The sequence below is a fragment of the Streptomyces sp. NBC_01549 genome, from assembly GCF_026339955.1.
Taxonomy (GTDB): domain Bacteria; phylum Actinomycetota; class Actinomycetes; order Streptomycetales; family Streptomycetaceae; genus Streptomyces.
In genome coordinates this window covers 914313-936936 of sequence record NZ_JAPEPW010000002.1, presented here as the reverse complement: position 1 = coordinate 936936, position 22624 = coordinate 914313, and the positions used below count along the sequence as shown (strand labels likewise).

The following is a 22624-nucleotide window of genomic DNA, read 5'->3' as shown; positions in this document are numbered from 1 at the left end:
AGGTCGGGTTCTACGAGCCGATCCTGGCGATGAGCACGCAGGCGTCGTCCTCGCGCTCACTCTCGCCGAATTCCTCCACAACCGTCCGTACGCAGTCCTGGGCCGTGCGGGCTCCGCGCAAGCGCGGGGCCAGGTCGATCAGCCGCTGGACGGCTTGTGCTCCGTACTGCCCGGTGACCAGTCCATCGGTGTACAGGAGCAGCAGGTCGCCGTCTTCGAGGGTCTCTTCGGCCTGCCCGTAGACGGCCCCTGAGGTCGCCCCGAGCAGCACGCCGTTGGGGGCTGCCAGCACGCGCCCCGTCCCGCCGCGGAACAGCAGCGGGGCGGGGTGTCCTGCCTGCGCCCAGGTGAGGGTGCGGGTCTCGGGCCGGTAGCGGCAGCAGACGGCGCTGCCGAGGGCCGGCTGCACCGAGGCGTCGAGCAACTGGTTGAGCCAGGACATGAGCTGCCCGGGCTGGGCGCCCGTGACGGCCATGCCGCGCAGGGCGCCGAGCAGCATCGCCATGCCCGAGGCGACGGTGACACCCTGCCCGGTGAGGTCACCGACGCTCAACAGCGTTGCTCCGTCGGACAGTTCCAGCGCGTCGTACCAGTCGCCGCCGATCAGCGCGCTGGTCGAGCAGGGCAGATAGCGGGCGGCGAGGTCCAGGGCCTCGGGACCCCGTTGCGGGAAGCGCAGGGAGCCGTGCCAGGGCGGCAGCACGGCCTCCTGCAACTGGACCGCGAGCCGGTGCTCGCTCTGGGCGTGGTGCCGGTGCAACTGCAGCGACTCACGGGTCTCACTCACCGTCCGCTGGCTGCGGCGCAGTTCGCTGACGTCGCGCAGGACGGCCCACATCGCGGCGGTGCTGCCGTCGGCGTGGAGTATCGGCTCGCCCATCATGTGCACGGTCCGCACCCCGCCGTCGGGGCGCACGATGCGGAACTCGCCGTCGATGGGCTTCGCGTCGACGAGGCAGTCCGTGACCATGGCCGTCAGCATCAGCCGGTCCTCGTCGAGCACCAGCGACGGCAGTTCGTCAAGGGTGAGCGGGGGAGCGGCGGGGTCGCGGCCCAGGATGTCGTACAGCTCTCCGGACCAACTGGCCTCGTCCGTAAGCAGGTTCCACTCGGCGCTGCCCACCCGGCTGAGCAGCGAGCCGCGCGGGGTCACCGCCGGTGCGGCCGGTGCGGCGGGCGTGGTGACCGGCTCCGGGGGCGCGGGCGGGGGTCCGTCCCGCAACTGTGCCAAGTGCTCGTCGAGGTCGTTGAGTTGGTGCATCGCCAGATCGCACAGTGCACGCTGCCAGCGTCCCTGGGGGTCCGCGCCGTCGAGGGGAGCGTCCCGCCGTACGGCGTCCATCTCGCCGCGCAGCCGTCGCGTCTGCGAAATGAGCGCGTCGACCGTGCCGCGCTGGGGCGGCTGGGCGGCTGGGCGGTCCGCAGAGAGATGGGACGGCATGACGCACTCCGATGGGGGGACGGTACGACCAAGGCTGGGCGGAAGGACCGTTACGACTGTTGCACAGCCCGCGACGCCCTGTAAGGGATTTGGCAACACACGATCCGGTGGTGCTTGTGGCATATGCCGCAGTCCAGACGGACGGGCTGACCGGCATGGATTCGGTACGCGGGTCGCGCGCCCAAGTCGTAGAAAACGTAAGTGACTTGAGGGAGGTCGGGGGTAGCCAGGACCCCTCTTCATTCTTGTGTTCGACGATCAAATGTGCGGGGCGTGCTCGCGCTCGGGAACAGGCTCCCCCCGGTTCACAGCGAGCGGGCGAAGTCTCGCACTTCCTCCTCGTAGAGGGGCGTGGGATCGACGCCCATCGAGGCGAAGTTCTGCTCGATCTCCAGGCTCACCAGACCGTGCAGATGGGCCCAGAGCATCGTGGTCCGCGCGGCGACCGCCGTCGGGACGCCTTCGACTTCGCGGAGCTTCAGCCACTCCCCGAACTGGCCCTCCGAGCCCTCCGGAGCCGCCGTGCCCGGGGCCGCCAGAGCGCTCGTCACGTTCAGTACGACGTTCATGGCCGGCTGGGAGGCCTCGACCAGCCGCGTGGACTGGGCGTCGTATCCCGGCAGGGGTGCCCGGAACAGCAGTCGGTAACGGTGTGGTTCGCTCCGCGCCCAGTCGCGGTAGGCCCGTACGAGCGCGGCCAGGCGTGCGGTCGCGTCGCTCGCGGCGGCGCCGGCCGCGCGGGCCAGCGTGACCGCCAGGTCGGCGTAGGCGTCGATGACCAGCTCGGTCAGCAGACTGTCCCGGTTGGCGAAGTAGCGGTAGAGGGCGGGCCCGGTCATGCCCAACTGCTTGGCGATGGCGTTGAGGGACAGTGCCTCCGGACCGCCGTCGGCCAGCTGCCGCAGTGCCGCGGCCTTGACCTCCTCCCGCACCTGCGCGCGGAACCGGTCGCGCGGTCCGGGTCCCGTCCGGCTCTCCGTGGCCATGTGATCGCCCTCTTCGTCTGTCCGTGGGGACTGCTCCTTGACGTATGCAGCATAGAGAAGCATGCTTTTGTTACAGTCTATAACGTAATCATGAACCGCTAACGAAATCCGCACGAGATCCGCACGCGCCCCGCGCCGGAACCCGCCGCCGGGGTGCTCCGGTGACGAGGGGGCGGGCGAATGACACCGATCAGGCGAAGAGGTCTCGTCGGGCTCGGCACATCCGTGGCGGCGAGCGCCACGCCGGGCGTCGGCTCGCGTCCGGCAGCGGCCGCCGGCGTGAGGACCGGCACCATCTCGGACGTACGGCACGTCGTCGTCCTCATGCAGGAGAACCGCAGCTTCGACCACTACTTCGGCCGTCTCAAGGGCGTCCGCGGCTTCGACGACCGCAGCGGCATCACCCTGTCCGGCGGGTACTCCGTCTTCGACCAGGCGAACGGCGGCGGACGGCAGTACCCGTGGAAGCTCAGCTCCACGCCCGCCGCGGGCGGCAAGGACGGCGAGACCCTCGCGCAGTGCAACGGCGAACTCCCGCACTCCTGGACCTCGCAGCACTCCGCCTGGAACAAGGGCCGCCTCGACAACTGGGTCGCGGGCGTCGGCAACGTCCGCTCGCTCGGCTACCTCGACCGCTCCGACATCCCCTTCCACTACGCGCTCGCCGACCACTACACGATCTGCGACGCCTACTTCTGCTCCACCCTCAGCGCGACCGGCCCCAACCGCTCCTACCTGTGGAGCGGCAAGGTCGACGGCTCCAGCTACGACGGCGGCGACGAGTCCGGACTGACCTGGCAGAACTACGCCGAGGCGCTCCAGACGGCAGGAGTGACCTGGAAGGTCTACCAGAACGCGCGGGACAACTACGGCGACAACGGCTGCGCCTATTTCAAGAAGTTCGCCTCCGCCAAGGCGGGCGACCCGCTGCACGACCGCGGCATGGCCTCCGTGCCGAAGGTCACCGGCTCCACCCCCGACGACATCGCCGCCGCCATCAGGGCCGACGTCCTCGCCGGCACCCTGCCCCAGGTCTCCTGGGTGGTCGCCAACCAGGCGTTCTCCGAGCACCCCTACGCCCCGCCCGGCGACGGCGCCCACTTCGTCGACCTGGTGTACAGGGCGCTCGCCGCCGACCCGGACGTCTTCGACTCCACCGTCCTGTTCCTCGACTACGACGAGAACGACGGTTTCTTCGACCACGTGCCGCCCCCGGCCCCGCCCGCGAACACGGCGGGCGAGTTCCTCGACGGCGCCCCGTACGGTCTCGGCTTCCGTGTCCCGATGCTCGTCATCTCGCCCTGGACGCGCGGTGGTTGGGTCTCCTCGGAGGTCTTCGACCACACCTCGGTCCTGCGCTTCCTCGAGACGTGGACGACGGCGCTCGGCAGGCCCGCCGCCTGCCCCAACATCAGCGCCTGGCGCCGCAAGGTCACCGGCGACCTCACCGGAGTCTTCGACTTCACCGCCCCGGTCCACGGGACGGTCCCGCTGCCCGCCACGAGCGTCATCGGCATGGCCACCTGCGGTCCCCTGCCCAACCCGGTGCCCACCACCAACGCCCTGCCCGCCCAGGAGCCCGGCACCCGGCCCGCCCGCGCCCTGCCCTACCAGCCGAACGGCTACCTGGACCACCTGGAGTTCAGGACCGGCGGCAAGATCCTCGCCTGGTTCACGATGGCCAACCAGGGCGCCCCGCCCGGCAGCGCCGCGCACTTCTCGATCCACCCGAACGCTTACCGCGACACCACCCCCTGGCAGTACACCGTCGACGCGGGTGGCACGGCCTGCGACCACTTCGACATCGGCTCGGGGTACGGCGACGGCAAGTACGACTTCACCATGGCCGGCCCCAACCGCTTCCTGCGCCGCTTCGAGGGCGACGCGACCCAGGCGGGCAAGTCGGCCGAGGTGAGCGCCCGTTACGCCACCGACTCCGGCACCGGCGAGACCGCCCTCTACCTCAGGATGACCAACTCCGCGGCCGGCCCGGTGAATTTCACGATCACCTCGAACCAGTACCGCGGCGACGGGCCGTGGACGTACACCGTCGCCGCGGACGGTGCGACCGAGGACTGCTTCAACGCCGTCGCGTACCAGAACGGCTGGTACGACTTCACGATCACCGTGGACTCCGACGCGAACTGGTCGCGCCGGTTCACCGGGCACATCGAGACGGGCAGGGCGAGCGTCAGCGGCTGATCACGCGTAGAGGTCCGGGCGCGGGGCGAGTTCGACGTTCACCCGCTCGCCGCTCTCCAGGGCCCGGACCCCGGCCTCGGCGACGGCCGAGGCCGCGTACCCGTCCCAGGCGCTCGGTCCGGTCACCCGTCCCGCGCGGGTGGCGTCCACCCAGGCCTGCACCTCGCGGTCGTAGGCGTCGGCGAACCGTAGGAGGTAGTCCTGGGCCACCTCCTCGCGGGCCCCGCCCGCCGTCGTCACCACCATGGTGTGCTCGTCCCCGATCCGTACGCTCCCGGACTCGCAGACCGCCTCGCACCGCACCTGATAGCCGAAGCCGGAGTTCACGAAGACCTCGACGTCGACCAGAGCGCCGTCGGACGTCTCGAACAGCACGAACTGGGGATCGAGAAGACCTTCGGGGGCGCCCGAGGACGGCCGAGGGCGCACCACGGTCACGGCGGACAGTTCCTGGCCGAGCAGCCAGCGCGCCACGTCGATCTCGTGCGAGACCGAGCTGTTGACGAGCATCGCCGAGGTGAAGCCGGGCGGCGAGGACACGTTGCGGTGCGTGCAGTGCAGCATCAGCGGACGGCCCAGCCGCCGGCTGTCCAGCAGGGACTTCAGACGCTGGTACTCGGCGTCGTACCGGCGCATGAACCCGACCTGCACCAGTCTCCGGCCGAGCCGCGCCTCCGCCTCCACCACCCGCAGCGCCCCGGCAGAATCAGGCACCATCGGCTTCTCGCACAGCACCGGCAGACCGCGCTCGAAGGCCGCGAGCAGCGCCTCCTCGTGCGCGGGCCCGGGGGAGGCGATCAACACCGCCTGTACGCCGGGCGCGTCGAGGGCCGCCGCGACCTCGGTGTGCACCGAGACGCCGTCGATCCCGGCCACGGCGTCCTTGGCGCGTCCGGTGTCGGGATCGGCCACCGCCGTGATGCGGGCGCCGTTCACCACCCGGTCGATCCGCCGCACATGGTCGGCCCCCATGTGGCCCGTACCCAGGACCGCGACACCCAACAGCTCACTCACGCGCTCACCTCTCCGGCAGACAGCTCTCGAGGCGATTGTCTGCCGGAAAGATCAGTAGCGCAGCACCCCGGCGATGCCTTTCGCGTCACCGAGACTGCCGTCGGGGACGAAACGGACCTCCGCTCCGGTCTCCAGGCACTGTTCGACGATCTCGTCGACGATGTCCTCGCGGGCGTCCAGGTCACCGCTCTCGGCCGGGATCAGATGGTCGCCGCCGTCGTCGCGTACCGTCACGCGGTAGTTCTCCTCGACGGCCAGCAGCCGGATCCGGGCCTGGGAGGCGTTCTGCCACACCTCGTCGACTCCCGCCGCGAACTCCTTGCGGCCACGGGCCGATTCGAGCTCTCGGGCCACCGCGTCGGTGTCCCTGCGCTCCTCCGCGCTGATCAGGGGCCGGATTGCCTGCCACACGGCTTCGGGGGTCCCGTGCGCGAGTCCGCCGTGCGGGATGTGCGTGGCGTCCTTGGTGACCGTGCCTGCCTCGTCGAGGAGGGAGAGCGCGGCGGTCTCGCCCGTGATGTAGAGCGGACGCGGATCCTCGCGCAGGACGGCGCTCATCGCGGTGTCGGCATCCCGCAGGAAGTGCTTGGTCCGCTCGTCACGGAAGGTGCTGGGCAGGTCTCCGATGCGCTCCTTGCGTTCGGCGTTCGGGTCCTCGAGGCTGCGGGTGCGCGGGAAGCCGCCGATGCGCTCCTCGATGACCCGGTCGGCGCCGCCGTCCCACAGTGTCACGCGGTCGGCCGACACCGCGAGCACCCAGAACGGCCGCTCCGAGACCTGCGCGGCCACGAGGTTGCGGGTCAGGAAGGTGTCCGAGAGCACCACACGCTCGGGCACCGTGCGGGCCAGCGACCACACCTGGTGTTCGCCGGGTGCCGCGAAGATCGCGAGACCCTCCTCGGCGTGCGCCAGGTCGACCTCCGCGAGGGCCTGGTCGAGCTGCTGGACGAGGTCGGTGCGCCGTTCGCGGGTGACCGCCGGATCGGACTCGATCTGTTTCTTGGCCTCGGCCACGACATTGCGCAGCCGGACCGGATCCTGGGCGTTGTCGGGTTCGCGGCGGTGCGTGGGCGTCAGCACCGACACCGCGGGATAGGGCCGCGGCCTGCGCAGCTTGGTGAGGGTCGCTGGGCTGAGTGCGTGCTCCATAACAGCACGATAGAGCCGATTCGCTTATCAGGCATTTGGAGCAATTGGTTGTCGGCGCCGCTCGGGCCGCCGGCTGACCTGCCCCGTCATCAAGGACCCGGTGGACTTCCGCTCCCTCAGAACGCGTCCGGATCCGCCGCCTTCCAGTCCGCCTCCCAGGACGCGGGCGGCTCCGTGAGCAGTACCCCGGGCTCCAGCCACTCATGGAGCCGCGCGTACGACCGTACGGTCGTCGGGTCCGTACGGCGCAGCAGTTGATGGGGTCCGAGGTCGGCCGGCTCGCGCACCCCCATGGCGGCCATGATCCGGGTCGCGCTACGGACCGTGGCCCGCTGATAGCGGTACACGCGCGCGGACTTGTCGGCCACGTCCAGGGCGCGTACCCGGCGCGGGTCCTGGGTCGTGACCCCGACCGGGCAGGTGTTGGTGTGGCAGCGCAGGGACTGGAGGCAGCCGAGCGCGAACATCATCGCGCGGGCCGCGTTCGTGTAGTCCGCGCCCTGCGCCAGCCGTTTGACGATGTCCGCGCCGGTGGCGACCTTGCCGCTCGCGCCGATCCGCACACGGTCGCGCAAGCCGGTGCCGACCAGCGCGTTGTGCACCGTGATCAGCCCTTCGGTCAGGGGCGTACCCAGGGTGGCGGCGAACTCCGCGGGCGCGGCCCCCGTACCGCCCTCCGCGCCGTCGACCACGATGAAGTCGGGCGTGACACCCTCGGCGAGCATCGCCTTGCAGACGGCGAGGAACTGGCGACGCGAGCCGACGCAGAGCTTGAAGCCGGTCGGCTTGCCGCCCGCCAGCTCCCGCATCCGGGCGAGGAAGCACACCATCTCGCGCGGGGTCGAGAACACCCGGTGGTACGGCGGTGAGACCACCGTCTCGCCCTCCGGGACGCCGCGGGCCCGAGCGATCTCGGCGTTCACCTTGGCGCCGGGCAGCACCCCGCCGCTACCCGGCTGCGCCCCCTGAGAGAGCTTCAGCGACACGCACTTGACCTCGGGCAGCGCGGCCTTGTCCGCGAACACCCGTTCCTCGAAGCCCCCTTCGGAGGTGCGGCAGCCGAAGTATCCGGTACCGATCTCCCAGATCAGATCGCCGCCGCCCCGCAGGTGGTACTCCGACAGACCGCCTTCGCCGGTGTCGTGCGCGAAACCGCCGAGTGCCGCGCCCCTGTTGAGCGCCAGGATCGCGTGCGGGGACAGTGCCCCGAAGCTCATCGCGGAGACGTTCAGCAGGGCCATGTCGTACGGCTGGGTGCAGTCCGGGCCGCCGACGCGCACCACGGGCGGCTCGTCCGGCACGTCGACCGGGCGCATCGAAGGCTCCAGGTACTCGTACCCGTCGCCGTACACGTCCAGCCCGGTGCCGAAGGGCTCCTCGGCCTCGACGCCCTCGGCGCGCTCGTACACGATGCCGCGCACATCACGGCCGTCCGGCCGCGGGAGGAAACGGAGGCGGCCGAGCAGGGGATGGTTCCGCAGGACCGCGCGGCGGCGCTGGGTCAGGTCCCGGACGCCGAGCGAGGTCAGGGCGAGCAGCGCGGCGGCCGCGCACCACCACCATGGCGAGACGGCCCACGCCAGGACGAGGGCCCCGGCCGCACCCAGGGCGACGAACAGCGGCAAGAGCATCCGGCGCACACCACGAGTCAAACCCATGGACGGGAAAGGGGCGAAAGCGGGCAGGCCGCTCGGGTCACCGAGGATGCCCTACCAGGCGGCCCGGCGGATGTTGAGGAAGACTTTGCCCGTGGCCGATTCCCGTTCGCAACCTCCCGGCGGCGGGCCGACCCGTCGGTCCGCGGGGCGTAAAGCGCGGCCGAAACCGTGGGGGTGACCGGGCCGGTCAGGTTACGTACGTGTTGACGGCACCCACGCGCTTGACACAGCCTCGTCATATAGCTGCTGAATACAACGGGTTTTGCGGAAGCACTCGCACGCCGATGAAACAGCAGGTCGGCACGGTGTTCCTGGCGAACCGGACGCGGGAGGTAACACATGTGCGGCATCACCGGCTGGGTCTCCTTCGACCGCGATCTGCGCGCCGAGGCGGAGACGTTGGATGCGATGACGGAGACGATGTCCTGCCGGGGCCCCGACGACCGCGGCACCTGGACCGAGGGGCCCGCGGCCCTCGGGCACCGCCGGCTCGCGATCATCGACCTGCCCGGCGGGCGCCAGCCCATGACCGCCGAGACCCCCGACGGCACGGTCGCGCTCGTCTATTCGGGGGAGGCTTACAACTTCACCGAGCTGCGCCGTGAGCTGACCGACCGCGGTCACCGCTTCTCGACCGACTCCGACACCGAGGTGGTCCTGCGCGGCTACCTCGAATGGGGTGAGGACCTCGCCGAGCGGCTCAACGGCATGTACGCCTTCGCCGTCTGGGACGGTCGCCACGACAGGCTCGTGATGATCCGCGACCGCATGGGTATCAAGCCCTTCTACTACTACCCGACCCCCGACGGCGTCCTCTTCGGCTCCGAGCCCAAGGCGATCCTCGTCAACCCGCTGGCCCCGGCCCGGGTCCGCCTCGACGGACTGCGCGAGCTGTTCACCTTCGTCAAGACGCCCGGACACGCGATCTGGGACGGCATGCGTGAGGTGGAGCCTGGCACCGTCGTCACCGTCGACCGCTCCGGTCTGCGTCGCCACGTCTACTGGCAGCTGGAGACCCGGCCGCACGCCGACGACCGCGACACCACCATCTCCACCGTCCGCTCGCTCCTCGATGACATCGTGCGCCGCCAGCTCGTCGCCGACGTGCCGCGCTGCACTCTGCTCTCCGGCGGCCTCGACTCCTCCGCCATGACCGCGCTGGCCGCCCGGCAGCTCGGCGAGCACGGCGAGAAGGTCCGCAGCTTCGCCGTCGACTTCGTCGGCCAGACCGACCACTTCGTCGCCGACGAACTGCGAGGCACCCCCGACACCCCCTTCGTGCACGACGTGGCCCGCGCCTCGGCCACCGACCACCAGGACATCGTCCTCGACGCGCTCGCCCTTGCCGACCTCGATGTCCGCGCGAAGGTGATCAGGGCCCGTGACTTCCCCATGGGCTTCGGGGACATGGACTCCTCCCTCTACCTGCTCTTCCAGGCCATCCGCGAGCACTCCACGGTCGCGCTCTCCGGGGAGTCGGCGGACGAGGTCTTCGGCGGCTACCAGCAGTTCTTCGACGAGGAGGCCCGCAGCGCCGAGACCTTCCCCTGGCTCGTCAGGTTCCGCCGGGACTTCGGCGACGACGCCGACGTGCTGCGCCCGGACCTCACCGAGGCACTGGACCTGGAGTCGTACGTCGCCGACGGCTACCGTACGGCCGTCGCCTGCATCCGGCGGCTCGACGGCGAGAGCGACTTCGAGTACCGGATGCGGCGCATCTGCCACCTCCACCTGACCCGCTTCGTCCGCGTCCTGCTCGACCGCAAGGACCGTACGAGCATGGCCGTCGGTCTGGAGGTGCGGGTGCCGTTCTGCGACCACCGGCTCGTCGAGTATGTCTACAACGCGCCCTGGTCCCTCAAGTCCTTCGACGGTCGGGAGAAGAGCCTGCTGCGGGAGGCGACCGTCGACCTGATCCCGAAGTCCGTGTACGACAGGGTCAAGAGCCCCTATCCGTCCACCCAGGACCCCAAGTACGCGATCGCCCTCCAGGAACACGCCAAGGACCTGCTGGCCCGGCCCGCGCACCCGGTCTTCGACCTCGTCGACCGGGAGCGGGTCCACCGGGCCGCCCACCGCGACACCCCGCAGATCACGCAGGCGTCGCGGCGGGGTCTGGAACGCACCCTGGACCTGGCGCTGTGGCTGGACCTGTACGCCCCGGAGGTGCTCCTTACCTGAGCGCCCGGTCGGCGGCCGCCTGCGAGGACTTCCACCACGAGGTCACCGGCTCCCACACCAGGACGACGCGGCCGACGCCCAGCTCGCGCGCGGTGAACGTACGGCCGAAGCGCGAGGGGTCCGCCGATACGCCGATCGACTCCACCCGGCGGGCCTCCGGGTCCGCCGGGTCGGCGATCGTCCGCAGGGCCGCGTACGCGGTCCGGCCCGCCTCGAGCCGGTACAGCCCGCTCTGCCCGGCGGGAACCGGCAGGGCGGCGCCGTCGAGGTCCCCGAAGACGACGGTCGGGATGCGATCGACGGTGCACGCCCGGCTGGAGTGGTTGGTGACGCCGAGGTGCAGCAGGGTGGGGTCGGCGGAGCGGTGGGCGTGGATGGTGACGGCCTTCTCGGTGCACCCGGCGGGCCGCGCGGCGGCCGAGCCGCTCTGCGGCACGGCGAGCAGGAGTGCCACGGCGACGGCCGGGAGGGCGAGGGCGGGTCGGATGTGCATCGGCGGGTTCCCCCAGTTTCGGTCACGAACGGTGCTCACGCGTGGTGGTCACCCACGGTGGTCACGAGCGGTGCGGCGCCCTCGGAGCGACGCCTGCTCAGTGTGACGGCCCAGGTGCGCTTCGGGTTGTATCCGACTTGTCGGAGGAGCCCGCCCGCGTCCGTTCTGTGACACGCGGTCGCGAGGGTTGGCTCACGGGGCCGTCGAGTCCTCCGGGCCGCAGGAGCTGCCGTTGTCCGGCAGTGAGCCGTACAGCAGGAAGTCGGTGACCTTCTCGCGTACGCACTTGGAGGAGGCGTACCCGGTGTGGCCCTCGCCCCTGTTGTCGAGCACGACGGCCGAGGGGCCGAGCCGCTCGGCGGTCTCCTTGGTCCAGCGGTACGGGGTCGCGGGGTCCCCGCGGGTGCCGACGAGGAGCATCTTCGGCGTGTGGACATCGCGTACCTTCTCGCGGATGTAGTCGGTGCCCTTGGGGCGGCCGTAGCACATGAGCAGCTGGTTGAGACGGAGCGGGCCGAAGATCGGCGACGCCTCCTGGTAGGCCGCCTTCAGTTCGTCGATCTCCTTGGTGAGCTGTTCGGCGCTGGGCCGGTCGGGGTCGTCCGCGCAGTTGATCGCCACCAGTGCGGTCTCTAGGTTGTCCGGGGGTACGTTCGCGGGGTCGACCAGCCCGCTGTACGTGGAGTGGGGCAGGGCGACGCCCCCGGCCGCCTGCAACAGCCCGCTCGGGTCGCCGTCCTGGACGAGTGAGGTGAGGGACCGTTCGAGCGTCGGCCACCGCTGGAGGTCGAAGAGCTCCAGCCCCATGGTCGCCACCAGGTCCTGGCCGGAGAACGTCTGTCCGAAGTTCGTCGGCACCGGGTTCTTGTCCAGCGAAGCGACGAGCCGGGCGACCTGCTGCCGGGCATCGCGCGGATCACGCCCGAACGGGCACCCCTCGTCCTTGGTGCACCAGGTGAGGAAGTCCTCCAGAGCGGTCTGCTGCCCCTCGGCGCTCACTATGCCCGCCTCGGACAGCGGCTCGGTAAGGGTGTCCACGCCGTCGAGCACGATGCGGCCCGTCTTGTCGGGGAACTGGCTCGCGTACACCGCGCCCAGGCGCGTTCCGTACGAGAATCCCAGGTAGTTGAGCTTCTTGTCGCCGAGCGCCTGACGCATCACGTCCAGGTCCCGAGAGGCGTTGACCGTGCCGATGTGAGCCAGTACGGGGCTGGAGTGCTTGGCGCACTCGTCGGCGTCCTTGCGCACCTGCTTGAGGAGTGCCTCCGGACTGCTGTCGCCGGTGGCGGGGCCCGTCGTGCCGGAAGCCTGGGCCGCACCGCTGCCGCAGCTGACCGGCGAGGACCGGCCGACACCGCGCGGGTCGAAGGTCACCACGTCGTAGCCGTTGGTGAGCGGCATGAAGTCCTTGCCGCTCGTGGAGGCGAGTTGCGGGACCCCCGGGACGCCGGGGCCGCCGAAGTTCAGCAGCACGGATCCCCTCGACGCGCCGGTGGCGCGATAGCGGGCCAGCGCGAGGTCGAGCGTCCCGGCCTCCGGGTGCGCGTAGTCCAGCGGGACGGTCACCTGCCCGCACTGCAGATCCGCGGGCATTCCCTCGCCCTTGCAGGCACCCCACTTGACCTGCTGGTGGTAGAACCGGGACAGGTCGGGGCCCTCGGCGGCCGTTGCCACCGCCGAGGGCAGGCTCGCCGCCAGCATGGCCAGTGTCACGACGCCGGCTCCGGCGTACGCCCAGCGTTGGTGCGCGGACAGCATGGGTGCCTCCAGGGACGCCCGGCGTCGTACCGGGCGCCAGGGGATAGCTCCTCGATCACGATAAGCGGGTGCCCGGGAGCGCGCCTGTGGACGAGCGATCCAGGGCGACACCCCTTACGCTGCGCGCCGCGCGAGGAGCTCTCGGTAGTTCGACGGCCGGTCCGTCCGGTATGCGGTGGGACCATCCGGCAGTTCGATAAACGTGACCCTCGATGGGGTGAAAGCCCGATCAGCCATAACGTCTGATGGTTCTCCCGCGTTCTACGCGGTGCGGGTGAGTGCCCGCGTCCATGTCTGGAAGGCAGGGAACCTATGAAACGGGTTACCCGAAATGGTTTGATCGCCGCGGCCGCCGCCTCGGGCGCGCTGGCCGTGACGATGCCGGCGCACGCCGACGCCACGGCGGACGGCGGCACGGCGGGTTCGCCCGGGCTGATCTCGGGCAACACCCTCCAGCTCCCGGTGCATGTCCCTGTGAACGTGTGCGGGAACACCGTGAACGTGGCCGGGCTCCTGAACCCCGCCGCGGGCAACGGCTGCGCCAACGTGAGCGAGGACGGGCGCCCCGGCGCCGGCGGGAGCGTCCGCGGCAGGGGCGGCGAAGGTGCCGGTGGGGCGGCTCACGGGGGTGCCGTCACGCACGGCGGAGCTGTCGCGGTCGGGAGCGGAAAGGATTCTCCGGGCATGCTCTCGGGCAACGGCCTGCAGCTCCCGGTGCACCTCCCGGTGAACGTCAGCGGCAACTCCGTGACCGGGGTCGGCCTCGGCAACGCGTCCGTGGGGAACACGTCCACGAACACCTCCGGCGAGTACCCCGGGCCGGTGCGGCCCGCCCCGAGGCCCCTCACCCCGCCGAAGGCGCACACGCCGCAGGGGACGCCGTACCACGCCCCGCCGCGGGCCGTGGCCTCCCTCGCCCACACGGGCGCCGACCAGACGATGCCGGCGATCGCCGCGAGCGCCGCCCTGCTTCTGGGCGGGGCCGTGCTGTACCGGCGGTTCCGGCCCACGGCGGTCCGCTGACGCGGAAGGCCCCACCGGGCTCACGGCCGGTGGGGCACCGTTCGAGTGGCTTCTCCGAGCGGCTTCCGGGCGGGCGCGTCAGCGCATGTCGGGGAGATCGTCGCGCAGAATGCTGTAGCGCACGCCGTCGCGCCAGCGGCCGTCCCGGAACCCCACACTGCGCAGCACGCCCTCGCGGGTGAACCCGGCCTTCTCCAGGGCGCGTTGCTCGGCGACGTTCTCCGCCTCGGTGTCCGCCTCGATCCGCACCACGGTCGTGTGCGCGAACAGGTACCGGACCAGCTCCCGGTGCGCCTGCGTGCCCCAGCCCTTCCCGCGCGCCTGCGGCAGCAGGCCGATGCCCATGTTCCAGTAGTACGTGCTCGGGGTGGGCCGGATCTTCCGCCACCCGACGAAGCCGAGCCGCTCCTCACCGCGCACGACCATCAGATAGCCCGCGTCGTCGCCGAGCATGCGGTTCTCGGCCCACGCGCGTTGCCAGCGGTCCGGGTCCCGCCAGCCGAACCACTGGAAGGGTGTGGCCGTCTCGGGTTCCGTCAGGAACCGCTCCAAGACGGGCAGGTCGTCCTCGGCCACCGGGCGCAGGGTCACGTGATCGACACTCATGGACGACGAGCCTATGCCGGGTGCAGCCAACTGCGGTGTGAGGAAGGCCGGTTGACGTCCGCCTGAAGCGGCTCGCTTTGGCCGCCCCGGCGCCCCGGACGAGTGACGGACGCTGAAATCCCCGTGGAGATCGGGAAGGATGCTGCGGGCGCGGGCGACCGCCGCGCACCCCGCCGCAAGCGAATGGAGCGCACACATGACTTCTCCAGGTCCCGCGGACCTCGTCGTCGCCCGGGCCTCGCTCGACGACTGGTCGGTGGTCAGCGGCTGGGCGGGGGACGAGGGATGGAATCCGGGGCTGTCCGACGCCCCGAGCTTCTTCGCCCAGGATCCCGAGGGCTTCTTCATCGGCAGGATCGACGGGCAGCCGGTCTCGGCCGTCTCGGTCGTGACGTACGGCGCCGACTACGCCTTCCTCGGTTTCTATCTCGTACGACCGGATCTGCGCGGCCACGGCCACGGCCTCGCCACCTGGAGGACGGCCCTCGCCCACGCCGGCGGCCGGACCGTCGGACTGGACGGCGTGGTCGCGCAGCAGGACAACTACCGCAGGTCCGGCTTCGAACTCGCCCACCGCACCATCCGGTTCACCGGAACCGTGCCGACGGAGCGGACGCCACCGGGAGTGCGGCCCGCCGAAGCGGCCGACTTCGCGTCCATCGCGGCGTACGACAGTGCCTGCTGCGCGGCCGACCGCCCCCGCTTCCTGGAGAGGTGGCTGACCGGTCCAGGACACGGCACCTTCGTCCGCGTCGTCGACGGCCACCTCACCGGCTACGCGGTGATCCGACCTGCCCTCGACCGCCCTCGCGTCGGCCCGCTGTTCGCCGACACCGTCGAGGACGCCCGCGCCCTCCTGCTCGCACTGGCCGCCGACACTCCGAGGGGCGAGGTCGCCATCGACATCCCCGAGACGAACGCGCCGGGCATCGCCCTCGCCGAGGAGTTCGGCCTCACCCCCTCCTTCGAAACGGCCCGGATGTACACCGGCCCGGTGAGGCCGTTCAGCGGCGAGCGCGTCTACGGGGTCACCACGCTCGAACTCGGCTAGGTCCTGTCGTCGAATTTCCGTCGTCCGCCCGAAGGGCGGGCCCTGCGGCGTCAGGTGCGTGCTCTCCGCGTGCCGGGCACAGGCCCTCGTACTGGATGTACTCGGGTCTGCGCCCGGGTGCGGCGAGTGGGGGCACCTCATTGCCGCAGATGGGCGTGCCAAGCCCCGAAGTTCTCGCTGTCGGGCCCGGCAGCGCGCTCGGCTCCGAACGTCGCGGACACCGAAGCGGGCGAGGCCGCCTTCGGACGACCGGGCAGCGGCCCTGCCCGGGATGGGCCGGTGGCTTCGGCCCGGGGCGGCGTAGGGCCGGTCAGCGGATGAACGTGAGTACGTAGTCGCGCAGTTCGGCCATCGCGGCCTCGTCCGCAGCCTCCACGTTGAGTCGTAGCAGTGGCTCCGTGTTGGACGGGCGGAGGTTGAACCAGCGGCCGTCGCCCAGCTCCACGGTCAGGCCGTCGAGACGGTCGATGGTGACCCCGTCGACGCTACGGCACGCGGTCTCGATTTCGTTCAGAACGGCTGCCGCGTTCGTGACCTGGGAGTTGATCTCACCGGAAGCCGTGTATCGCGAGTATTCGGCGAGCAGTTCCGACAGCGGTCGGTGCTGCTCGCCGAGGGCGCCAGGACGTGCAGAGCGGTGAGCATTCCGGTGTCCGCCCGCCAGAAGTCCCGGAAGTAGTAGTGGCCGGAGTGCTCACCGCCGAAGACCGCGTCGTACTCGGCCATCCGCGCCTTCATGAAAGAGTGGCCGACCCGTGAGCGGCGATGCGTCCGCCGCACTCCTGCGGGGCGAGATCGACCGCATCCAGAGCCGCCTCGACTGTCTGGCCCGCAACCGGGACGCGCTGCGGACCTGTCTGGACACCGTTCAGCCGGGGCCCCTCCGGCCGGCCGACAGCTGACTGCCGTGCGCCGGCCGGCTCCCACCGTCGTCAGCCGGCGAGCGCCTGGGCGCGCTGGGCCGCCTCGCTCACGGATCCGCGGTGCACCGGGCCGTGCCCCGGCAGGAGGACGTCCGCCGAGAGCGTCTCGATGAGCTTCAGCGACGCGATGGCGTTCGCGCGCTCGGCGTGGAACATGTCGGGCAGCAGCTGCGGTCCCCGTATCCGCGAGGTGGGGTGACCGCTGACCAGGGCGTCGCCGGAGATCACGATGCCGGCGTCCGGCAAGTGGTAGACGCAGTGCCCGTCGGTGTGCCCGGGGGTGTGCACCGGCACCGGACCACCGGGAAGATCGAGCGCTCCCTTGCCGGGGAACGGCTCGGGCCGGATCATCCGGACGTCCGCCGTGCCGCCGGACCGGATCGCGTGCACCGCCCAGGGCAGGACGCCGGGACGCCACACCTGACGCATCACCTCGCCCACGCTCACCTGCTGGAGGAACTCGCGGCGCGCGTGCGGCACCTCCTCCTCGTGCAGATGGACCGGGACGCCGTAGGTGCTGCTGAGGTACTCGGCCGACCCGAGATGGTCGTTGTGCGCGTGGGTGATGAGTACGGCACTGATGGCCTCGGGGGAGTGGCCGAGCGCGTCGAGGGAGGCGAGGACGTCCGGGCGGTCGCCCGGATATCCGGTGTCGATCAGGGTGACGGCGTCCCCCTCGGCCAGGATCACCCAGTTGGTGTTGCTGCCGTGCACCAGATGAATTCCGGCCGCTACCTCGACGATCGCGTCCTCGCGCATGTCCATCCCGATGCTTGAGATCTTTCCCGGCGGGGTCGAGCCGGGTCACACCGAAGGTATCGCGTGCGTGCGGCGATGCGACCGGCGGCCTCTCGGGTACGGGACGCGTTCACCGACGGCGTGGCAGAACGTGAACGGATCCTGCTGCCGGGGTACTTGACGTGTCCGCGAAAGGGCGGCTCCCATATGGCGAGTCTCGTTGACTTTTGTTCGAGTCTGCGAACAAACCGCTCAAGGGAGAGCCGTATGTCCCCCCATTCGCACACCGCGCGCCTCAGGGGCCTCCTGAAGCGCGCAGCCGTTCATGGCGCCGTCCTGGGCCTGGCCGTCGCCGGATTAGCCGGAGTCGGACGCTCCGCCGCTCCGTTCGCCGCCGAGCCGGCCGCCGTCAGCACCAACCAGATCGGGGTCGCCCCGGCCCCGATGGGCTGGGCGTCCTGGAACACCTTCGCCAGCGTCATCGACTACGACACCATCAAGGCCCAGGCCGACGCCCTTGTCTCGTCCGGCATGGCCGCCGCGGGCTACAAGTACGTCAACATCGACGAGGGTTGGTGGCTGGGCACCCGCGACAGCAGCGGCAACATCACCGTCGACACCGCCAAGTGGCCCGGCGGGATGAAGGCCATCGTCGACTACATCCACAGCAAGGGCCTCAAGGCCGGTATCTACACGGACGCGGGCAAGAACGGCTGCGGCTACTACTACCCGACCCCCTCGGGTACACCCGCCGCCCCCAACACCGGCATGGAAGGGCACAACCAGCAGGACCTGGAGACCTTCCAGAACTGGGGCTTCGACTTCCTGAAGATCGACTGGTGCGGTGGTGACGCCGAGGGACTAGACCAGGAGACGACGTACAAGGCGATCCGCGACGCCAACACCGTCGCGACCGCTGTCACCGGCCGCCCGCTCGTCCTGTCGCTGTGCGAGTGGGGCACGGGCAACCCCTGGAACTGGGCCGCCGGCACGGGCGCGATGTGGCGCACCAGCACCGACATCGTCTACTACCCGGACAACCCGACGATGTCCAACATCCTGGCCAACTTCGACAAGTCGCTGCACCCCGCCGCCCAGCACACCGGCTACTACAACGACCCGGACATGATGACGGTCGGCATGAACGGTCTGAGCGCCGCCCAGAACCGCACCCACATGGGCCTGTGGGCGATCTCCGGCGCCCCCCTGCTCGCGGGCAACAACCTGGCCACCATGAGCTCGACGACCGCCCCGATCCTCACCAACTCCGAGGTCATCGCGATCGACCAGGATCCCCGCGGCCTTCAGGGCGTCAAGGTCGCCGAGGACAGCACCGGCCTGCAGGTCTACAGCAAGGTCCTCGCCGGTACCGGGAAGCGCGCGGTCCTGCTGCTGAACCGTACGTCCGCCGCGGCGAACATCACCGCCCGCTGGCAGGATATGGGTCTGACCACTGCCTCCGCCGCCGTGCGCAACGTCTGGTCGGCGTCCAACGCCGGTTCGTTCGCGACGAGTTACACCACCAGCGTCCCCGCGGGCGAGGGCGTGCTGCTCACCGTCTCCGGCACCGAGGCGTCCGGGACGACGTACGAGGACACCACCTCCGCGACGACCCCGACCTTCACCGCGGTCACGGCGTCCGCCGCGGGCACCAAGCTGATCGACATCACGTATGCCAACGGCGGTACCGCGGACCGCAAGGCGACCCTCCAGGTGGGTGGCCAGTACGCGCAGACGCTGGCCTTCCCGCCCACCGGCTCGGCGACCACCTACCGGACCGTGTCCGTCCTCGCGTCCCTGGCGAAGGGCTCCAACACGCTGACCTTCGGAGCCTCGGGCACCGCGCCCGACATCGACGCCGTGGCCGTACGCGCCGTCCCGGGCACCGACGGGACGGCGGTCGTCGGCACCGGATCCGGGCGGTGCCTGGACTTCTTCAAGAACACCATCACCAACAACACCCAGGCCGAACTGTGGGACTGCGGCGGTGGCCAGAACCAGACGTTCACCTACACCTCGCGCAGCGAACTCGTCGTCTACGGCAACAAGTGCCTCGACGCCTACAACAGCGGTACCGCCAACGGCACCAAGGTCGTTCTGTGGGACTGCAACGGCGGCACCAACCAGAAGTGGACCTTCAACTCCAACGGAACCGTCACCAACAACGTCTCGGGCCTGTGCCTGGACGCGCTGGGCGCCGCGACGGCGGGCGGAACCCTGATCGACCTCTGGTCGTGCAACGGCGGATCCAACCAGCAGTGGACCCGCAACTGAACCGCATCTGACCTGGGACGACGCACCAGGGCGGGGTGGCCTGACCGACTCTGCCCCGGTGCGATGTTGTTGCCCTATGCGCGTCGGGGTGCTGGAGTGACCCCATGGATCACGTTGCGGTACTGGCCCTGTTCGACCGGGACATGCGGGAGGACGCGCGCCCGGACAGCCCAGGAGCCCGGGTCGAGCGCGTCGGCAAGGTGGTACGCCAGGTCGGCACCGAACACGGCTGGAACGGGGTGATCTGGTCGGACCTGGACGAATCGACAGCCGACGCCGCGATCGCCGAGCAGATGCGCTACTTCGGCGAACTCGGCCGCGAGTTCGAGTGGAAGCTGTACGGGCACGACAAGCCCGAGGGACTGGGAAAGCGGCTGCGCGCCGCCGGGTTCGTCGCCCAGCCCGAGGAGACCCTGATGATCGCCGAACTGGGCGACCTCGCGCTCGACGCCCAGCCGCCCGAGGGCGTACGGCTGCTGCCCGTCACCGACCGCGCGGGCGTCGACCTTGTCGCGGACGTCCACGAACAGGCCTTCGGCACGGACAGCACCCGGATGCGCCACCAACTCCTCGCCCAGCTCACCGGCGACGAGGACAACGTGGTCGCGGTGGTGGCCCTCGCCGGTGACGTCCCGGTCAGCGCCGCCCGCATGGAGATGGTGCCCGGCACCCGCTTCGCCGGCCTCTGGGGCGGCGGCACCATCGACTCCTGGCGCCGCCGGGGCATCTATCGCGCGCTGGTCGCCCACCGCGCCCGTGTCGCCGCCGAGCGCGGCTACCGCTACGTCCAGGTCGACGCGACCAGCCAGAGCCGCCCGGTCCTCGCCCGCCTCGGCTTCGAACCCCTGACCACGACAACGCCGTACGTGTACGGGTGACACCGCACGCCGTCGGGGCGGAGGTGGTGTCAGGGACCGGCGGTCGGCCCCGTCAGCGGCGCACCTTCGCCCGGTCGAGCGCCGCGACGCCCACCGCCGCGAGTCCGATCTGAATGATCCACTCGATCCAGTCGACGCCCTTCGTGTCGGCCACGCCGAACGCGGCGGCGATCCCCGAGCCGATGAACGCGGCCGCGATGCCGACGAGGATCGTCCACAGGATGCCGATGCGCTGGCGTCCCGGGATCACGAGCCGACCCAGTACGCCGATGATGATGCCGATGAGAATGGCACTGATGATGCCTGAGATCTCCATCTCCGCCCCTTTTTGTCTGAACCCCCGCAGTTAGGTGTGTTCCCCCTGTGGGCCAAGACAGTCCGCTTTGCTTTCCGGCCGTCCTCCGTCCGATCCGGCGGGCTCCTGTTCAGTCGGGTTCCTGCCATGTACGGTTCAAGGATCTGTCACGCGGTGGACGGCCAACCACCGTTCTACGCGCGCAGACTTGGCGCCCGCACCGCCTCTCCCCACCCCTCATGGAGGTTCGTCGGATGCTCGGATTCGGAAGATCCCGCCACAGATTCACCACGGCCACGGCCGTGTTCGGGCTGCTCGTCGCGGGGGTGGCGGTCCAGGCGTCCGCGGCCGCGCCGGCCGCCGCGGCGACCCCGCACCGCATCCTGTTCGACAACGCCCACGCGGAGACCGCGGGCAACGCCGACTGGATCATCTCCACCAGTCAGCCCGACCCGCTGGGCCAGGACTCCTCCCCGTCGGCGGAGACCGACTGGACGGGCGCCCTGTCCTCCTGGGGTGTGGCCCTGCAGAAGACGGGCGACTACAGCCTCAAGACGCTGCCTTCGGGTTCCAGCCTGGCCTACGGCGGCACCTCGGCCACCGACCTGTCGAACTTCGACACGCTGGTGCTGCCCGAGCCCAACACGCTCTTCACGACCGCGGAGAAGACCGCGATCATGACGTTCGTGAAGAACGGCGGCGGGCTGTTCATGGTCTCGGACCACACCGGCGCCGACCGCAACAGCGACGGTGAGGACGCCGTCGAGATCCTCAACGACCTGATGACCAACAACAGCGTCGACTCCACCGACCCGTTCGGCTTCTCCATCGACACGCTCGACGTCAGCTCCGGCTACCCGGCGGCCATCAGCGACAGCACCAACGCGGTCCTGCACGGCTCGTTCGGCACCGTCACCAAGAGCCTGATCGCCGACGGCACGACGGCCACCCTCAAGCCGGCCGACAATTCCGCCGTCAAGGGCCTGGTCTACCGCTCCGGTTACTCGGGCAACACCGGCGCCTTCTTCGCCACCAGCACCTTCGGCAGCGGCCGGGTGGCGTTCTGGGGTGACAGCTCCCCGATCGACGACGGCACCGGCCAGTCCGGCAACACGCTGTACGACGGCTGGAACGACACCGGCGCGACGAACGCCGCCCTCGCCCTGAACGCCACCGAGTGGCTCGCGGGCGGCAGCAGCAGCGGCGGTGGCGGTGGAGGCGGCGGCACCTGCACGGCCGCCCAGCTGCTCCCCAACCCGGGCTTCGAGTCCAGCAATACGTCCTGGACCGCGACCAGCGGTGTCATCACCAACAGCTCCAGCGAGGCGGCCCGTACCGGCTCCTACAAGGCCTGGCTGAACGGCTACGGTTCGGCCAATACGGACACGCTCTCCCAGGCGGTCACCATCCCGTCCGGCTGCGCGGCCACCCTGAACTTCTACCTTCACGTGGACACGGCCGAGACGACCACCAGCACGGCGTACGACACCCTCAAGGCCCAGGTGCTGAACAGCAGCGGCACGGTGTTGTCGACGCTCGCCACGTACTCGAACCTGAACGCCGCGTCGGGCTACACGCTGCGCAGCTTCGACCTGTCCGGCTACGCCGGACAGACGGTCACCGTCAAGTTCACCGGTACCGAGGGCTCCACCCTGCAGACGTCGTTCGTCCTGGACGACACGGCGCTCAACGTGAGCTGAGCCCGAACACGCGAGAGGGCGGGCCCGGAAGCGGGCCCGCCCGTCGTGCGGCGGAGTAGATGGTCGGCACCGCGCCGCCGTCGTTGAGCGAGGCCTTCACCTGCGCGAGGGAGCGGTGGGCGACAGGGCCGTTGCAGGAGCCGGGGTGCGCGCTCAGGTTCGGATTGATCTCGAACCTGACGTTCGGCATGTTCTTCGTGCCGCCGCAGTTGATGTTCGCGCTGGTCTGGAAGACGTGGGCAGGTAGTCGAAGG

General features: G+C 70.4%; 19 protein-coding genes and 1 pseudogene. 8 read left to right on the top strand and 12 right to left on the bottom strand.

What is annotated here, in order from left to right:
- Nucleotides 1-10 precede the first annotated feature (10 nt).
- Nucleotides 11-1441 (bottom strand): SpoIIE family protein phosphatase, encoded by a 1431-nt coding sequence (locus OG819_RS39005; RefSeq protein WP_266653834.1) that lies wholly within the window; start codon nucleotides 1439-1441, stop codon nucleotides 11-13.
- Nucleotides 1442-1746: 305 nt separating this feature from the next.
- Nucleotides 1747-2490 carry a TetR/AcrR family transcriptional regulator gene (locus OG819_RS39000; protein ID WP_266653832.1) on the bottom strand — a complete coding sequence of 248 codons (744 nt, stop codon included), beginning with the start codon at nucleotides 2488-2490 and terminating at the stop codon, nucleotides 1747-1749.
- Nucleotides 2491-2607: 117 nt separating this feature from the next.
- Here OG819_RS39000 and OG819_RS38995 point away from each other — a divergent pair, with 117 nt between their 5' ends.
- Complete coding sequence (locus OG819_RS38995) at nucleotides 2608-4629, top strand: phosphocholine-specific phospholipase C (RefSeq protein WP_266632866.1); 2022 nt, start codon at nucleotides 2608-2610, stop codon at nucleotides 4627-4629.
- Here the strand turns inward: OG819_RS38995 and OG819_RS38990 are convergent, their stop codons facing one another.
- The 3 genes from OG819_RS38990 to OG819_RS38980 all read right to left on the bottom strand — a co-directional run bounded on the left by OG819_RS38990 (nucleotide 4630) and on the right by OG819_RS38980 (nucleotide 8423).
- The gene (locus tag OG819_RS38990; RefSeq protein WP_266632868.1) at nucleotides 4630-5643 is read right to left on the bottom strand and encodes a Gfo/Idh/MocA family protein; all 1014 of its coding nucleotides are present in this window, start codon (nucleotides 5641-5643) and stop codon (nucleotides 4630-4632) included.
- A 51-nt stretch (nucleotides 5644-5694) separates the two neighbouring features.
- Nucleotides 5695-6792 carry a chemotaxis protein gene (locus OG819_RS38985; protein ID WP_266632870.1) on the bottom strand — a complete coding sequence of 366 codons (1098 nt, stop codon included), beginning with the start codon at nucleotides 6790-6792 and terminating at the stop codon, nucleotides 5695-5697.
- A gap of 116 nt (nucleotides 6793-6908) precedes the next feature.
- Nucleotides 6909-8423 carry an FMN-binding glutamate synthase family protein gene (locus OG819_RS38980; protein ID WP_266653830.1) on the bottom strand — a complete coding sequence of 505 codons (1515 nt, stop codon included), beginning with the start codon at nucleotides 8421-8423 and terminating at the stop codon, nucleotides 6909-6911.
- A gap of 366 nt (nucleotides 8424-8789) precedes the next feature.
- On the opposite strand from OG819_RS38980, the gene asnB reads away from it, so the two are divergent.
- The gene (gene asnB / locus OG819_RS38975; protein WP_266653828.1) at nucleotides 8790-10631 is read left to right on the top strand and encodes an asparagine synthase (glutamine-hydrolyzing); all 1842 of its coding nucleotides are present in this window, start codon (nucleotides 8790-8792) and stop codon (nucleotides 10629-10631) included.
- Here the strand turns inward: asnB and OG819_RS38970 are convergent.
- Together OG819_RS38970 and OG819_RS38965 are read right to left on the bottom strand one after the other, a co-directional pair.
- Complete coding sequence (locus OG819_RS38970; protein WP_266653826.1) at nucleotides 10624-11124, bottom strand: DUF4232 domain-containing protein; 501 nt, start codon at nucleotides 11122-11124, stop codon at nucleotides 10624-10626. The two genes, asnB and OG819_RS38970, sit on opposite strands and share 8 nt — an antisense overlap.
- A 192-nt stretch (nucleotides 11125-11316) precedes the next feature.
- Entirely contained in the window at nucleotides 11317-12882 is a 1566-nt protein-coding gene (locus tag OG819_RS38965) for an alpha/beta hydrolase (RefSeq protein ID WP_266653824.1), read from the bottom strand.
- A gap of 312 nt (nucleotides 12883-13194) precedes the next feature.
- On the opposite strand from OG819_RS38965, the gene OG819_RS38955 reads away from it, so the two are divergent.
- Nucleotides 13195-13905: a chaplin gene (locus OG819_RS38955; protein WP_323139406.1), complete on the top strand. Its 711-nt coding sequence runs from the start codon at nucleotides 13195-13197 to the stop codon at nucleotides 13903-13905.
- A 78-nt stretch (nucleotides 13906-13983) separates the two neighbouring features.
- Here the strand turns inward: OG819_RS38955 and OG819_RS38950 are convergent, their stop codons facing one another.
- Nucleotides 13984-14511 (bottom strand): GNAT family N-acetyltransferase, encoded by a 528-nt coding sequence (locus OG819_RS38950; RefSeq protein ID WP_266653822.1) that lies wholly within the window; start codon nucleotides 14509-14511, stop codon nucleotides 13984-13986.
- Nucleotides 14512-14707: 196 nt separating this feature from the next.
- On the opposite strand from OG819_RS38950, the gene OG819_RS38945 reads away from it, so the two are divergent.
- A complete protein-coding gene (locus tag OG819_RS38945; RefSeq protein ID WP_266653820.1) occupies nucleotides 14708-15562 on the top strand; it encodes a GNAT family N-acetyltransferase in 855 nt (284 codons plus the stop codon).
- 310 nt (nucleotides 15563-15872) lie between these two features.
- Here the strand turns inward: OG819_RS38945 and manB are convergent.
- Nucleotides 15873-16324: pseudogene (gene manB / locus OG819_RS38940) on the bottom strand (phosphomannomutase/phosphoglucomutase); the annotation flags it as partial.
- Here manB and OG819_RS38935 point away from each other — a divergent pair.
- On the top strand, nucleotides 16318-16464 hold the full coding sequence (locus OG819_RS38935; RefSeq protein ID WP_266653818.1) for a hypothetical protein: 147 nt from the start codon (nucleotides 16318-16320) through the stop codon (nucleotides 16462-16464). The pseudogene manB and the gene OG819_RS38935 sit on opposite strands and share 7 nt — an antisense overlap.
- A gap of 30 nt (nucleotides 16465-16494) precedes the next feature.
- On the opposite strand, the gene OG819_RS38930 is transcribed toward OG819_RS38935, so the two are convergent.
- Nucleotides 16495-17244, bottom strand: a complete 750-nt coding sequence (locus OG819_RS38930) for an MBL fold metallo-hydrolase (RefSeq protein ID WP_266632892.1) — start codon at nucleotides 17242-17244, stop codon at nucleotides 16495-16497.
- A 246-nt stretch (nucleotides 17245-17490) separates the two neighbouring features.
- Here OG819_RS38930 and OG819_RS38925 point away from each other — a divergent pair, with 246 nt between their 5' ends.
- The gene (locus OG819_RS38925; protein ID WP_266653816.1) at nucleotides 17491-19497 is read left to right on the top strand and encodes a ricin-type beta-trefoil lectin domain protein; all 2007 of its coding nucleotides are present in this window, start codon (nucleotides 17491-17493) and stop codon (nucleotides 19495-19497) included.
- Between the two features lie 104 nt (nucleotides 19498-19601).
- Nucleotides 19602-20375 (top strand): GNAT family N-acetyltransferase, encoded by a 774-nt coding sequence (locus OG819_RS38920; RefSeq protein WP_217566904.1) that lies wholly within the window; start codon nucleotides 19602-19604, stop codon nucleotides 20373-20375.
- Between the two features lie 52 nt (nucleotides 20376-20427).
- Here the strand turns inward: OG819_RS38920 and OG819_RS38915 are convergent, their stop codons facing one another.
- A complete protein-coding gene (locus OG819_RS38915) occupies nucleotides 20428-20691 on the bottom strand; it encodes a GlsB/YeaQ/YmgE family stress response membrane protein (protein WP_266653814.1) in 264 nt (87 codons plus the stop codon).
- A gap of 233 nt (nucleotides 20692-20924) precedes the next feature.
- Here OG819_RS38915 and OG819_RS38910 point away from each other — a divergent pair, with 233 nt between their 5' ends.
- Nucleotides 20925-22370 carry a hydrolase gene (locus tag OG819_RS38910; protein ID WP_266653812.1) on the top strand — a complete coding sequence of 482 codons (1446 nt, stop codon included), beginning with the start codon at nucleotides 20925-20927 and terminating at the stop codon, nucleotides 22368-22370.
- Here OG819_RS38910 and OG819_RS38905 read toward each other — a convergent pair.
- Nucleotides 22357-22560, bottom strand: coding sequence for a hypothetical protein (locus OG819_RS38905; protein ID WP_266632904.1), 204 nt, complete (start codon nucleotides 22558-22560; stop codon nucleotides 22357-22359). The genes OG819_RS38910 and OG819_RS38905 overlap by 14 nt on opposite strands.
- Nucleotides 22561-22624 lie beyond the last annotated feature (64 nt).